Consider the following 13,101-nt stretch of genomic DNA (forward strand, 5'->3'; position numbering starts at 1 on the left):
CTTGGTCGGCCGGGCGATCAGGGCCGGGCAGTGGGGGCGTGGGCCAAGGCGGCCGCGGCTGCGTCACGCATACCGAGAGCTTTTCGGTGCTGACCTGCTGCAGCGAGGGCGTCCGCGGTCCGGCCGTACAGCTCTGCGGCTTCGGTGTGCCGACCCAGGCCGGACAAGGTGGTGGCCATGTGCCCGACAACGTCGACGGTGTCGGGGTCGGCGGGGCCGTGGGTGAACATGTATTTGGCGAGCAGGTCCCGGCACAGCGGTTCGCACGCCTCCCACTTGCCCAGATGCACCAGACAGCGAATGACGTCGTGCAGGTTGGACAGGCACATCAGCGAGTAGGGCCCTTCGCGCCGCGCGCGGATCTCACGCAGTACCGAGAACTCCGCGAGCGCATGGGTGTACTCGCCTGCCTGGAACAGTTCGGTGGCCTCACGTTGCATCTCGTCGAGCACCCATTCAGTTTGCCGTCCGGACCCGCTGTGCTGGGCCGGAACGGACAAGACAGGCAGAAACGGACAACTCGGGTCAAACGGGCCACCTACGGCAACGCGGTGGTTTCTGCCTAAGGTGACCGGGTGACGCAGCCACAAGACCCCGGCGATTCCCATCGGCACCATCACCACGGTCTTGCGGCCGTCGACCTGCATCCGGCGGTCGCCAAACTCGTGGTGGGGTTGCTGACGGCATGTGCGATCGCAGTCGTCGCGGGTCTGGTGATGCTCTGGCCGAGCGACCGTGACCACGACATACCGGTGCAATTTCAGTCGTCGGGCGGTGGGACGGTAGAGATCGAGACCGGGCAGGTGGTCTCACAGTCGATGGCTGATTGCCTGAACTCACAGGCGGGTCAGGTTTTTGCGGGTGCCGCGACGGTGACGATCGTCAAAGACGGCCCATGCATCCAGAACACGGTGGAACTGACATCCGGGCCCAACAAAGGTGCCAACACGCTGATCGAGGTCCCGACCAACCGGGTGCAGGCCGGACTGCAACAAGACTCCGGGAGCGACGACCTCAGTGACGCCCAGCTGGGCAAGCCCCAACCCGGCCAACCCGACCTTGCCGTCGGCGACTCGATCAAGCTGTCTCGAGCGGCCAGTGTGGACGGTTCGGAGACCTACTCGTTCTTCGACTTCGCCCGGTCCACGTCGATATGGGTGTGGGCGGCGGTGTTCGTGCTGGCCATCGTCGCGGTGGCGGCATGGCGCGGCCTTCGGTCGGTCATCGGCCTGGTGTTCGCATTCGTGGTGCTGTTCGGGTTCACCCTGCCGGCCATGCTGGACGGGGAATCGCCGGTGGCGGTGGCCATCGTCTCGTCGGCGGCCATCCTCTTCGTGGTGATCTATCTGGCGCACGGGGTGAGTCTGCGCACCAGCGCGGCATTGCTGGGCACCCTCGCGTCTCTCATGGTGGCGGCGTTCTTGTCCTGGCTGTCCATCGAAACCATGCACATCTCCGGCCTGTCTCAGGAACAGACCACCAACCTGCAGATCTACAACAACGCCATCTCACTGAACGGTCTGCTACTCGCAGGATTCATCATCGGTGCGCTCGGCGTGCTCAACGACGTCACGATCACTCAGGCTTCCGCGGTGTTCGAGCTCTCGGCAGTGGACCAGACCGGGCCCCTGCACACGTTCAAGGCCGCGATGCGGGTGGGCCGCGACCACATTGCCAGCACGGTGTACACGATCGTATTCGCCTATGCGGGTAGCACTTTGCCGCTGCTGCTGTTGTTCTCGGTGTCGGGGCAGTCGTTCTCGACGCTCATCACCACCGACATGGTGGCCGTGGAACTGGCGCGCTCGTTCGTCGGAGGGATCGCGATTGCGTTGTCGGTTCCGCTGACCACGGCGGTCGCCGTGCTGCTCTCGACACCGGGGGCGCGTCAGGAGAAGGAGACGGTTGCGCAGCCGATCGAACGGCCGCCGGTGCAACAGCCGGCTGAGCAGCCACCGGCGCACGGCAGGCACTGGCTACCGGAGTGAGCTCAGGCAGGTTCTGACACCGTGTTGGTGACCGAACCGATGCGGTCGATGGTGAGGGTGACCTCGTCGCCCGGCGCGATCCAGCGGTCCAATTCCAGGCCGCACCCCATCGGCAGGGTGCCCGATGTGATCAGCTCACCCGAGTGCAGGTTCTCCGACTGACTTGCGTAGGCGACCACTTCGCCTGGGCTGTAACGCAATCCGTGGGTACTGGTGGACGACCACACCTCGCCGTTCACCGAAACGGTCGCCTCGAGCTGGTCGATCACCGGCAGCACCTCATCGGACGTGACCACCACGGACCCGATGGAACTACCGAATGTCTTGGTCTTCACCACGGGTCCGAAGACGCCGCGACGTTGCTCGTCCCACTGGACGTCACGCGCACTGAAGTCGTTGAACACGACGAACCCCCCGATGGCTGCCGCAGCCTTCTCCGGGGTGGCGTCGCGCACCGGGTGGGCGATGATCATGCCGAACTCCAGCTCGAAGTCGAGCTCGCTGCTGTATGCCGGCCACGGCATCGGTTCACCATCACCGATCACCGTGAGGTGATTGCCGGTGTAGTAGACGGGATGGTCGTAGAAAGCGGAATTGGGTCGCAGGGGCGGAAACACCCTGTGTGTCAACCTTTCATAGCCGCGGATCAGCGGGCGGGTTGCGGGCAGATTGCGTTGCACCAGACCATGGGCGGCCTTGGTCCAGTGTTCCTCCCAGCCGAGGAAACATCGCAGCGAACTCGGGTAATACGGGATCGACGGCGCTGGGTCGACGGCTACGCCGACCCCCTTGCGCGCAGCACGGTCAACGATGTCGATGACGGTGGCCCGAGACCGTTCGCCGGTCGCGAGCAGGGCGAGCAGATTTGCGGGCAGGTGGGACAGCTCGTCGAGTCGGCCGCGGGAATCGAGCGCGGCCCGCAGGCTGATCCACGTCTCGGTGGGCTCATGCAAGATGGCAAGCGACCCGGACTCGGTGAGGCGGCGAATCTTCATCGGCTGCGTTCGCGTAACAATTTCCCGGCATCCGCGAAGGCGCGGGCGCGGCGCCCGAAGGTGGGTGGCGCTGGTGCCTCGCCCTTCGACAGCCGGTAGAGGGTGCTCAGATTCAGGACGATGCGCTCAGGGGCGTCCCAGTGCGCATACGGCCGAAAGTCGCTGCTGGTCAAAAGTGTTCGCGCGGCCTGGATCGGAGACCGGCCCGCGTCGAACTGAGCACGCCCCCCTTGGTCGAGCCACGACCAGTAGTCGCGGAGCAACTCGATCTCGGTACGCCCGCAGATAGGGCCGTGGCCCGGAACGTAAGTCGCCGCATCGAGACCGAGCAGATGGTCCAGAGCATCTTGCCAATTGCTCAGTGGGCCATGCCAAATCACCGGTGTGGCCCCGATGAACAGCAGGTCGCCCGTGAACACCACCCCCGAGTCGGGCACGTGGGCGATGACGTCACCGGGCGTGTGCGCGGGACCCAGATCCCGCAGTGACACGGTGCGTCCCCCGACGGTGATGGTGTCGGTGCCGGCGAATGTGTGATCCGGGAGCCGGGGTACCCGGGTGGGGAGCAGTGCCCCTCCGGTGACCCGGCTCATGTAGGAACCCAGTGCTCCGGCCGGCCCGGGCAGTGCCGACGCCACCGAACCGATTTTCGAGAATCGTGCCACCGCCGCGGGTGGGGTGTCTTCCTTCATGGCGTGTAGAGCCGACGCCGAGGTGGTGATGCGCGCCGACGCCGGCAGGGTGTCGTTTCCCCACCAGTGGTCACCGTCGGAATGGGTGTTGACCGCCTCTGTGATGGCCGCCGATCCGACCAGATCCGGCCAGGCTTGTGCGATCGACTCCGCGCGTGTGGTGTCCCAGACCGTGTCGATCACCATCGACGCATCATCGCCCACCACCAGGCCTGTGTTGGTCTGGCCCCAGCCGCCGGGGAGATGCATGAAAGCATAAGTGCCACCGTCGATCTGGGTGAGGCTGTCTTGCCGGACTGGCATCGGTGGTCCTTGCTGGAGGCGGGGGCGAGAGGCGGCAGTGCAATGACTCGACTGTACCGATCAGAACCCGGATCGCGCTGGTACTCGGCGACTACCCGAGCTCCTGCGGGCGATCGACGAGATGAGACCCTCCACCGGACCGCGACCGTACCGGGCAATCCATACGGCCGAGACTGAAACCGCGACCAGTACGAAGACGATCCAGGTGAGCAGCCCCTGCCACGGGTACACGCCGTCGCGACCGCGCTCGGAGAACTGGCACAGGACGAAGATGGCCACGATGTGCGCGCTGTACACGGTGAGCACCATCGTCCCGGTGGCCCGCAGCGGGAAACTGAATCGACCGGGCCGTCGGCAGAGCAACAGGCACAGCCCGATGACCAGCATGCTGATCCCCGCCGAACCGAACACGTCGAACGGGGTGCCTGAATGTGGTTCGGCGCCCAGCATCGCCTGCAGGTCCGACCATTCCCACAGGAAGCCTTCACCCGGGTTCTCCGAGGGCGCGTAGAACTGGGACGGCGTTTGGTGCGTTCCGTCGTCGAAACCCGACAACGCCGCGGAGAGCAGGTAGGAGGCCACGGCGATCCCGGCACCGAAGCCGGCAAGTCGCCGGGCGACCATCGGCGACCGGAGATCCAACCGTCCGATGCCCAGTCCCAGAAGCAGATAGGCCGCCCAGATCAGCCCCGGGTATCCGCCGCTGATGAGGATGTCGGTCAATGCGTTGAACGGCGATCCCCACGCCCCGAGTGCGGCGTGGATGAGCGGCACCAGAAACGGCATGACCACCGCCATCACACCGGCCGCGACGAACAGCGTGGGCGGCGAGACCCGCAGCAACGGCAGCGAGACGACAAACAGGAAGCTGTACATCACCAAGATGATCAGGACCGGGGTGCCCAGCATCTGAAGCAATCCGCCCAGCAAGAAGATGCAACACGCCCGAACCAGCAGCTGATGGCGCGCGACCACGAGCTGTTCGGCCCCGAGAGGGGCGGTGCCGCCGGTGACCAGGGCGATCGAGACCCCGGCCAACACCGCGAAGGTGACGGCCGAGTGGCCGTTGACCACCGAACCCCACGTCTCCGGTTGCGTCCACCGCAGATCGCCGAGGTCGAGAATGTGCGCTGCGAACATGCCCAGTACCGCCAGCGCCCGCGCGATGTCGACGCCAGGTATGCGCGCCGATCGATTGGCCGTCATCCAGTCATCTTCACTTACTGCGCGTGCCCGTGGTTTCCGTGGACACCGAGCTGGGCCACTGTTAGCGTCCGCTGTCATGAGCAGCGACGCGCAGGACATTGCCGACCTCAGGCGGCAGGTGCAGCGACAGGGTGAACTGATCGACGACCTGTACCGCAGGCTGGGCTTGGACGGGCCGCCGGCACCAGCGGCTCCGACCGCCGAGAACATTCCCGCTGAGATCGCCGACGCAATCCGGGCGGGGAAAATGCCACTGGCTCTGAAGCTCTGGCATCAGCGGACCGGGGTCAGTCTCTCGGAGGCCAAGGAACAGGTCGACGCGTTCGCGCGCTCGATGGGCTAGCTGCGTTGCAGCGGTCCCGTCGCGGTCTATATCCGTGAGGCTGCGGTGGCTGACGACCCGGCATCGCTTCGCTGCACCGTGAACGGCTTGCTCATCACCAAGGCGATCGTGACCACGGTGACGACGACGAAGACCGCGACCAGCACCACCACCGGGCCTGGGACATCGGAGACGAAGAAGGCCGGAACGGCGGACAGAGCCGAGAGGAACCGGGTGACGACCACACCGCGGATGGCGTTGCGGCTGTGACGTTTCCAGGCCAAGGCCGCGAAGACGATGGTCAGCAACCCCATGATGGTGGTGAACACCAGCACGCCGATGGGTGGGCCCGCCGCGTCGTCTTCCGGGGCCGGCATGGCGAGACTGATGATGTCGAGAACGCCCAGGACAACAGCAATCGCCAAGCCGATCTTGACCTTCTTGTTCAAATCGAGGGACGTGGTTGCAGAGTTCATCGTGGTGACCGATCGCAGAGAAGGGGATGTGACTGATTCAGGATGGGGCTCTGATTGCCACCGGTCATGGGGGTAGGCACCCAGAGTGCCGGGCAATCGCCGCGTCGGGAGGGGATACAACACCTGGTCAAAGCCGCCTGGCGGGGTCAAACTCGTTCCCATGGTCTCAGTTCTCGTGGTCGACGACCACCCGGTGGTGCGCAGCGGGATCCGTGCGCTGCTGTCGTCGCTCGACGGCATCGAGGTGTGCGGCGAAGCCGAGTCGGGAGCGGCGGCGCTGAGAGAGGCCCATCTGCTCCGACCAGATGTGGTGATCATGGACATCCAGATGCCCGGCGGCGACGGAATCGAGGCGACGCGCAGGATCTGTGCGGCACTACCGGACACGGCAGTGCTGGTTCTGACGATGTTCGAGGACCAGGCGACGGTACTGGCCGCCCTTGCGGCCGGTGCCCGGGGCTATCTGCTCAAAGGCGCCGGACAACAAGAGATCGAACACGCGTTGCATGCCGCAGCCGTCGGCGAGACGGTCTTCGGACCCTCTGTCGCCCAGCTGCTGCTCGATGCCGCCGTCGGAGCGCAGCCGTCTCCCGCGAACGCTTTCCCCCAGCTCACCCCCCGTGAGCTGCAGATCCTCGACCGCATTGCACGCGGAGAGGCAAATGCGGCCATCGCGCGTTCGTTCGACGTCGCCAACAAGACCGTCAGCAACCACATCTCGGCGATCTTCGCCAAACTGCGGGTTGCCACCCGCGCCGAGGCGATCGTGCTCGCCCGCGAACACGGCCTCGGTCGAAGCGCGGCCGGTGGCCCGTGATCGTCCCGGTTGGCGGACTGGTGGTGGCCATCGCGTCGATGATCAGTGGCCTGTGGTTGTTGTGGTGGATGCATCGCCATGACGATGTACCGGGATCGCCTGCGGTCGCTTCCGGGTTCGTGGCCTTCGGTGCGGTACTCGGGACTGCGCTGCTGCTCGTGATCGTCGACACCGGCCCCGGCGACCTGCGGCGCGCCCTCGTTGCCGTGGCCCTCGGACTTGTTGCCCCGCTGACGTTGTGTACGTACCCCAGCCGGGACAGGTCGTCGGTCTCCGACCTCGCCGTCGTCCTGCTGGGGATCGGCGGGGCCGGCATCGTGGTCGGGTCCTGGTGGACACCATTGCTGATAGTTGCGGTACCGGTCTCCGGCACGGTGCTGGTGGCTCTGGTGTGGTGGCGAACCGACAGCTCCACCGGGCGGGACAGACGGTGCATGCTCTGGCTTGTGACCGTGACTGCGACAGCATTCCTCGTTCTCGGACACCTCCTCTTCTTCGCCGATTCCCCCGATGGAGAAGTCTTCCTCGTGATCGCCGCGCTGCTGGCGCCGACGGTGCCCCTGCTCCTGTCTCTCGGCATGACGGTGCCCGACGTGGTCGACATCAGATTGATGATCAGCTGGATCGTTCTGTACGCGGCGATGTTCGAGCTCACTGTTGCGATGTTCTCGGCGGCCACGGTCCTCATCGAGGGAGCCTCGGGAACGCCCACTTCGCGGGCAACCGGAACGCTGATCGCGTTTGTGATCGCGGCGGCATTCGGGCCTGTCGCGGCCCGGCTCCGTGGGGTGGTGGACGAAGTGCTGTTCGGGAGCAGGGGAGACGCGGTACGGACGCTGTCGGGATTGGGTGAGAAATTGTCGGCGGCGGGCGGTCCCGGCAACTGGGTGGTGTCGCTGCAGGAGGCGATCGGCGTTCCGCGAATCGAGTTGTGGGACAACGATCATTGCATCGCGACTGCGGGGTCCGGTGGTGCCGAGGAGTTCATCGTGATGTTGACCGCGGACGGGGATGAGGTCGGCCGGCTGGTGGTCGGGGTGCCCGCCGACTCACGCGGCCTGCACCCGCAGGTGCGATCGGTGCTGCAACTGGTGGCGGCGCCGTTGGCGCGTGCGCTGCAGGGAATCAGCCTGACCGCGGACCTGCGTGAGTCGCGCGGACAGGTTCTGACCGCACTGGAGGAAGAGCGCCGGCGTCTGCGTCGCGATCTCCACGACAGTCTCGGCCCCATCCTCACAGGGGTGGCTTTCACCACCGACGCGGCGCGAAACCACGCATCGACCGATTCGGCCGAGACGATTCGGTTACTGGATACGGTGCGCGCCGAGACGGCAGGCGCGATCGTCGAGATCCGCCGTCTTGTCGAAGGGCTGCGTCCTCCCGCGCTCGACGAGATGGGCCTCGTAGGTGCGGTGACACAGCGTGTTTCGCAATTGCGGACCGCCGATGGCGAACCGCTGATCGTGACGGTGAATGCCCCTGAGAGGCTCCCTCACCTGCCCGCAGCTGTTGAGGTCGCGGCGTTCCGGATCATCGTCGAAGCCGTGAGCAATGTGGCGCGCCACTCGGGTTCGGCCTCGGCGACGGTCGAACTCGGCGTCGTAGGAGGCGAGTTGGATGTGGCCGTGCGCGACGAAGGGCAGGCGGTCGACCACTGGATCCCGGGTACCGGCTTGCAATCGATCCGCGAACGCGGCGAACAACTGGGTGGGACGGTAACGATCGGTTCTGACGGGGGCGGTGGCCTCGTGAGGGTGAGCATTCCGTTTGCGTGAAACCCGGACACCTGCGCCGACCGGCAGCGGAGTTGTAAGTTCTACCCCATGACCAACGCCACGGGCCCCACATCGTCCCGCACCAACGCCTTTGTCCCTCAGTCCTTTCCCGATCAACTCCGCAATGCCGTGCGGGCGGGGCTGATTGCCAGCGCCATCATCGGCATCATCGTCGGGATCGTGGCCCTGGTGTGGCCGGAACCGACGTTGCTCGTTGTCGCCCTGCTGTTCGGGATCACGCTCATCTTCACCGGCGTGTACCGGCTGACCGTTGCGTTTTCGGCCAAGCTGCTGCCGACCTCGATGAGGGTGTTCTTCGGCATCATGGGTGCGATCGTCCTGATCGCGGGCATCATCTGCCTGTTCAACCCCGGTGAGTCGTTGGTGCTGCTGGCCATCGTGATCGGCGTGGGCTGGATCTTCCAGGGAGCGCAGGAAATTGCGGCCGGTCTGGCGGGTGCGCACTACGCGCCGAAGTGGTTCCTGATCGGGTCAGGTGTGTTCTCGGTGGTCGCAGGCATCATTGTGCTGTTCCTGCCGGGCGCGGCCATCGCGACGTTCCTCATCGTGGGTGCGATCCTGCTCGTCGTGGTCAGCGTGGTGACGCTGCTGACACTCCCGCGAGCGGCTCAGACCCCGACCCAGGCTCAGTAGCCGGCTGCCCAGCCTCGGACGTCGGACACGTATTCCATCGAGTTGTTGTACCTGAGCACTGCGGCGACCTGCTGCTCGGGATCACGGAGATCGAGTCCGCCGTCGCACAGGTACCGGCCGGTGGTCAGGGCGGCATCGAACAGGTTCTGGGGATCGATCACACCGTCGCCGTTGCCGTCCGCTGCGTATTTCTTCCAGGTCTCGGGAAGGAACTGCATCGGCCCGACCGCGCGGTCGTAATTGGGGTCGCCGTCGAGTTGACCGCCATCGGTGTCGTGGATGACGTTGTTCCCGGCGAGGCTGCCGTCGAGTACCGGGCCGAGAATGGGCGCGAGCAGTTCGCCGTTGTCGCCGACCTTGCCGTTGTTCGCGTGGGTCGACTCGACCCTTCCGATCCCGGCGATCAGCTGCCAGGAGATACCGCAACCCGGTAGTTCCTGCGCCAGCTTCGAACCGGCTGCGAAATAGGCCTCGTAGTTGACCCGGGGGATCTGACCGCTGGTGACGCTTGCGGGCACGACTTCGGGGGCCGGTGCCGGCGCGGGCGCAGCAACTTGGGTGACCGGCTCGACCACCGGAGCGGTTACGGGAGTCGGCGTCGACGACTGCGGGGCCTGACGGATGTCGGCCACCTGCGTGGTGGAGTCGGTCAGCTGGTGATCGGCTTCGGCGGTTGCTGCGGCGGTGACCAATCCGATGGGTACGAGAGCTGCCAGAGCGAAAGGTGAACGCGACTTTCTCTTCGGCGCTGAATGCTTACCCAACCGGGGACCTCCTGATATGGCCTTTGTCTAGGCCTTTTACGACCGCGCCGACGGTACCCGAAACACGGCGTTAACCGTTATCGATCCGTGACCAATTGGCCGCGCCACCGGGATGCGAACCCGGGTCTTCGCAGGTAAGCCGTTAGCAAATCGAAGTTTGTGATCCTCGCCATACGATCGGGCGGACGTGCTTGTCGAACCGCGGTCGGTCAGAAGCCGCCGAAGTCCCCGCCCCCGAAGTCGCCGCCCCCGAAGTCCCCGCCTCCGAAGTCCCCGCCTCCGAAGTCGCTGTTGCCGTAGTCGCCGCCTCCGAAGTTGCCACCGCCGAAGTCGTCCCCGGACGCGCTGTAATCGGTATCCGCGTTGCCGGGGTCGCCGGGGTCGCCGGGGTCGGTACCGCCGTCACCTGCGTCGAGGCCGTCCTGGTACCCGTCGCCATAACCGCTCTCGAAGGCCTGGGCGTCGTATCCGACGCCGGCCATGCCGCTGAACATGGCATTGAACAGCAGCACCGATCCCAGGCCCCAGGCGCCGGCGACCAGGGCCGGCTTCCACCATGGCTCGGAATACCAGCCGGCGGGGACGGGGCGGCCGGCGACGCGTCCGCCGGGGAAGTAGTTCGGTGTCTGGTCCGACGGCTGGGGTGACGCCGCAACCCGGCGACCTTCGTACTCGATCTCCCGTTTCTCGCTGACTTCACCCGAACTCTTCTGGCCCACCAGCGTGCCTATCTCGGGTCCCGGGTCCATGTCCATCGCTGTCCGGGCGGCTCGTACGTAGTAAAGGCCTTCCAGCGCAGTTTGTTTGGCGAGCTCGGCTTGTCTGGGGGTGGCCGCCTGCTCGATCTGCGACCCGGCCGCGTTGAAACGTTCGGATGCATCGGCAAGTGCGGACTTGGCCGGTTCATTGGAGCCCACGAGGTTGAACACCTGACCGCCGAGCCGCTCGATCGCTTGTCTCGCATCGGCTTTCGCGTCGGCAAGGATGGTTTCGTCGGCGCGGCGACGAGTCGAGCCCTGGTTGCGGGCGAGTGCGACGATGCCGATCACCACAACAATCACCGCGATCAACAGGATCAATTCCATCGGGGGCCTCTCGATCGTGACGAACCAACAGTAGTTCCAGGCTACCGATGTCAGTTGTTCCCACTGCCGGCACGAATTACTCTCCGATTCGCTACCTTGAGGTCCATGTCGGTAGCGGAGCGTATGGTCAGGGACGAGCGCGCAACAACCGAGGAGGCCCTCGCGGTGTTCGACGGGGCCGAGCCCGTCGAGACGGATTTCATGATCGGCACCTGGCGCGGCGCGGAACTGCAGACCGGTCATCCGATGGACGGCATGCTCGTCGCCAGTGGCTGGTGGGGCAAGCAGTTCGTCGACGGGGAGACCGTGCACCCGTTGCTGTTCCCGACTGCGGACGGCAGGGCTCTGTGGGCGCTGGACCCCAAGCGCCTCCCGGTGAGCGTGCTGCTCAACGCTCCGTTGCCGTCGCTGGAGAACCGCTCACTGGGCGGACTGGTGAACGCCGCGCGCCCGTTGTTGCAGACCAAGAAACCGAAGGCCAGGTTGCGGACCACGCAGTACCGCGGCGTCGACACCGCGACGATGGTCTATGACGCGCAGCCGATCAACGACATCTTTCGTCGCGTCTCGGACGACACGGTGCTCGGGCTGATGGACCTGCGTGGCTCGGCCAAGCCCTACTTCTTCTCGCTACGCCGAGACGATTCGCTGCCCGTCCGCGCGAACCGCCGCTGAGTGAAGCTCAGATCCGGTCGAGATCGGTTCTGAGCAGCATCACGTTGTAGTCCGACCAGCGTGAGGCCGTAAAGTAGAGGTACCGGCCATCGGACCCCGGGTGGATGTACGGCGCGTAGATGCCACCTGTGGTCTGCGCGAGGTTGAGAAGGGTCTTCGCGCCGCTCCAGGGTCCTTCGGGTCGATCAGCGGTGCGAAGCACCAGCCGCCCCTGCGATTCGATGCCGTGCAGCATCACGTACTTCTTCAGGTGCTCGTTCCATGCCACCGACATCTCGCTGACGGGTGCGGGAGCGATCGCCTTCAGATCACCCATGGTGTTCGGCCAGTGATCGGCCGAGTTGTTGGAGTAGTACTCGTACTTCGTCAAGTCGAGGATGTCGGCGGCCTTCACCCGGGCGAGATACACAGCTCCGTAGCGGCCGTTGGGGGTGCCGTACTGGTAGATGAAACCGTCGTTGCCGCGCAGGTAGGCGCTCATCTGAAACTTGCTGTTGTCGGCGTGGAGCTGTTCGACACCCTCGATGGTGACCCCTGAGTTCACCCGGACGGTCGCGAGTTCGGGAGTCCAGGTCTGGCCGTTGTCCCGCGAGACCGCGATCGCCGAGTAGTTGGTGTCCCAGCGACCGGGGTTTCCCCACGCCCGGACGGACATGTAGTTGATGTATTGCGTGTCCCCGACCGAGATCGCAGCGGTCGGGATCGTGGTGATCTCCACGGCGGGCAGGTCCAAGGCGTCGATGATCTGCTGCGAGAACCGCGGGCGTTCGGCGGTGACAACCGAACCCGACCGCCGGTTGCCGGGTGCGGGGTCCGGGACCGAGATCCCGTCGGCGAGGTTGACATCGTCCGAACGCAGGAGAACGTTGTGTCGCCATTGCTGACCTGTGGCACCGCAATCGCCGAAGGTGTCCCCGAAGGCCATCAGCGTCTGTCCTGACCCGTTGTCCCAACTGATCCCGAGGTCGGTGCCGGAAATACCGAATCGGTCGAGGGTGCGGTTGTCGCTGCGAGGGCCGGTGACCCAGGAGACGGCCTGCGTGTTGCCACCGACGATGGTCGGGAGCGGTCCCTGCGGCCCGGCGTCGACGTTCCCCGTTCCGCTGCTGCTGCCGAAGTCGCCGATCCCCGGGATCAGGCTCGAACCGTTACCACCCTGGTTCCCGCACGGCGCCGCAGTTGCCGGCGCAGCCAGCGCCACTGTTGTGGCCGCGGTGAGCGCCACCACGATCGACCCGATCGTTGCCGAGCGGAGGGTGGGCATAACTGCTCCTTGTGTGTAACTGGTGTGACGTAAGTGACTGGTGTGGTCACGAAGACTCACTGTTCCACAGGTCCACCGGAAGTCG

The 13,101-nt window shown here is 65.5% G+C and carries 14 protein-coding genes; 6 read left to right on the forward strand and 8 right to left on the reverse strand.

Going from position 1 to position 13,101, the window contains the following annotated elements; translation table 11 throughout:
- Positions 1-17: 17 nt before the first annotated feature.
- Positions 18-452 carry a tetratricopeptide repeat protein gene (locus CSW57_RS14625; RefSeq protein WP_099383505.1) on the reverse strand — a complete coding sequence of 145 codons (435 nt, stop codon included), beginning with the start codon at positions 450-452 and terminating at the stop codon, positions 18-20.
- A 123-nt stretch (positions 453-575) separates the two neighbouring features.
- Between CSW57_RS14625 and CSW57_RS14630 the strand changes: the two genes are divergently transcribed.
- Positions 576-1,988, forward strand: a complete 1,413-nt coding sequence (locus tag CSW57_RS14630) for a YibE/F family protein (RefSeq protein WP_099383506.1) — start codon at positions 576-578, stop codon at positions 1,986-1,988.
- 2 nt (positions 1,989-1,990) lie between these two features.
- Here the strand turns inward: CSW57_RS14630 and CSW57_RS14635 are convergent, their stop codons facing one another.
- Genes CSW57_RS14635 through CSW57_RS14645 form a run of 3 tightly spaced genes read right to left on the reverse strand, consistent with a single transcriptional unit; the run spans position 1,991 to position 5,184 of the window.
- The gene (locus CSW57_RS14635; RefSeq protein ID WP_099383507.1) at positions 1,991-2,983 is read right to left on the reverse strand and encodes a fumarylacetoacetate hydrolase family protein; all 993 of its coding nucleotides are present in this window, start codon (positions 2,981-2,983) and stop codon (positions 1,991-1,993) included.
- The gene (locus tag CSW57_RS14640; protein WP_099383508.1) at positions 2,980-3,978 is read right to left on the reverse strand and encodes an MBL fold metallo-hydrolase; all 999 of its coding nucleotides are present in this window, start codon (positions 3,976-3,978) and stop codon (positions 2,980-2,982) included. The genes CSW57_RS14635 and CSW57_RS14640 overlap by 4 nt, the downstream gene beginning before the upstream one ends.
- Before the next feature lie 60 nt (positions 3,979-4,038).
- On the reverse strand, positions 4,039-5,184 hold the full coding sequence (locus CSW57_RS14645) for a DUF418 domain-containing protein (protein WP_189339278.1): 1,146 nt from the start codon (positions 5,182-5,184) through the stop codon (positions 4,039-4,041).
- Between the two features lie 76 nt (positions 5,185-5,260).
- Here CSW57_RS14645 and CSW57_RS24485 point away from each other — a divergent pair, with 76 nt between their 5' ends.
- Positions 5,261-5,527 (forward strand): hypothetical protein, encoded by a 267-nt coding sequence (locus CSW57_RS24485; RefSeq protein ID WP_189339279.1) that lies wholly within the window; start codon positions 5,261-5,263, stop codon positions 5,525-5,527.
- Between the two features lie 26 nt (positions 5,528-5,553).
- Here the strand turns inward: CSW57_RS24485 and CSW57_RS14650 are convergent, their stop codons facing one another.
- On the reverse strand, positions 5,554-5,982 hold the full coding sequence (locus CSW57_RS14650) for a hypothetical protein (protein WP_099383510.1): 429 nt from the start codon (positions 5,980-5,982) through the stop codon (positions 5,554-5,556).
- A gap of 160 nt (positions 5,983-6,142) precedes the next feature.
- Between CSW57_RS14650 and CSW57_RS14655 the strand changes: the two genes are divergently transcribed.
- Genes CSW57_RS14655 through CSW57_RS14665 form a run of 3 tightly spaced genes read left to right on the forward strand, consistent with a single transcriptional unit; the run spans position 6,143 to position 9,228 of the window.
- Positions 6,143-6,799 carry a response regulator gene (locus CSW57_RS14655; protein ID WP_099383511.1) on the forward strand — a complete coding sequence of 219 codons (657 nt, stop codon included), beginning with the start codon at positions 6,143-6,145 and terminating at the stop codon, positions 6,797-6,799.
- Positions 6,796-8,574 (forward strand): sensor histidine kinase, encoded by a 1,779-nt coding sequence (locus CSW57_RS14660; RefSeq protein ID WP_099383512.1) that lies wholly within the window; start codon positions 6,796-6,798, stop codon positions 8,572-8,574. The genes CSW57_RS14655 and CSW57_RS14660 overlap by 4 nt, the downstream gene beginning before the upstream one ends.
- A gap of 48 nt (positions 8,575-8,622) precedes the next feature.
- On the forward strand, positions 8,623-9,228 hold the full coding sequence (locus CSW57_RS14665) for an HdeD family acid-resistance protein (protein WP_099383513.1): 606 nt from the start codon (positions 8,623-8,625) through the stop codon (positions 9,226-9,228).
- On the opposite strand, the gene CSW57_RS14670 is transcribed toward CSW57_RS14665, so the two are convergent.
- Complete coding sequence (locus CSW57_RS14670) at positions 9,222-9,992, reverse strand: lytic transglycosylase domain-containing protein (RefSeq protein ID WP_099383514.1); 771 nt, start codon at positions 9,990-9,992, stop codon at positions 9,222-9,224. The genes CSW57_RS14665 and CSW57_RS14670 overlap by 7 nt on opposite strands.
- 209 nt (positions 9,993-10,201) lie before the next feature.
- The gene (locus CSW57_RS14675; RefSeq protein WP_099383515.1) at positions 10,202-11,077 is read right to left on the reverse strand and encodes a hypothetical protein; all 876 of its coding nucleotides are present in this window, start codon (positions 11,075-11,077) and stop codon (positions 10,202-10,204) included.
- Positions 11,078-11,182: 105 nt separating this feature from the next.
- Between CSW57_RS14675 and CSW57_RS14680 the strand changes: the two genes are divergently transcribed.
- Complete coding sequence (locus CSW57_RS14680; RefSeq protein ID WP_099383516.1) at positions 11,183-11,752, forward strand: DUF4334 domain-containing protein; 570 nt, start codon at positions 11,183-11,185, stop codon at positions 11,750-11,752.
- Between the two features lie 7 nt (positions 11,753-11,759).
- On the opposite strand, the gene CSW57_RS14685 is transcribed toward CSW57_RS14680, so the two are convergent.
- Positions 11,760-13,016, reverse strand: coding sequence for a DUF4185 domain-containing protein (locus CSW57_RS14685; RefSeq protein WP_099383517.1), 1,257 nt, complete (start codon positions 13,014-13,016; stop codon positions 11,760-11,762).
- Positions 13,017-13,101 lie beyond the last annotated feature (85 nt).

The sequence above is a fragment of the Williamsia muralis genome (genome assembly GCF_002735905.1).
Taxonomy (GTDB): Bacteria; Actinomycetota; Actinomycetes; order Mycobacteriales; family Mycobacteriaceae; genus Williamsia; species Williamsia muralis_A.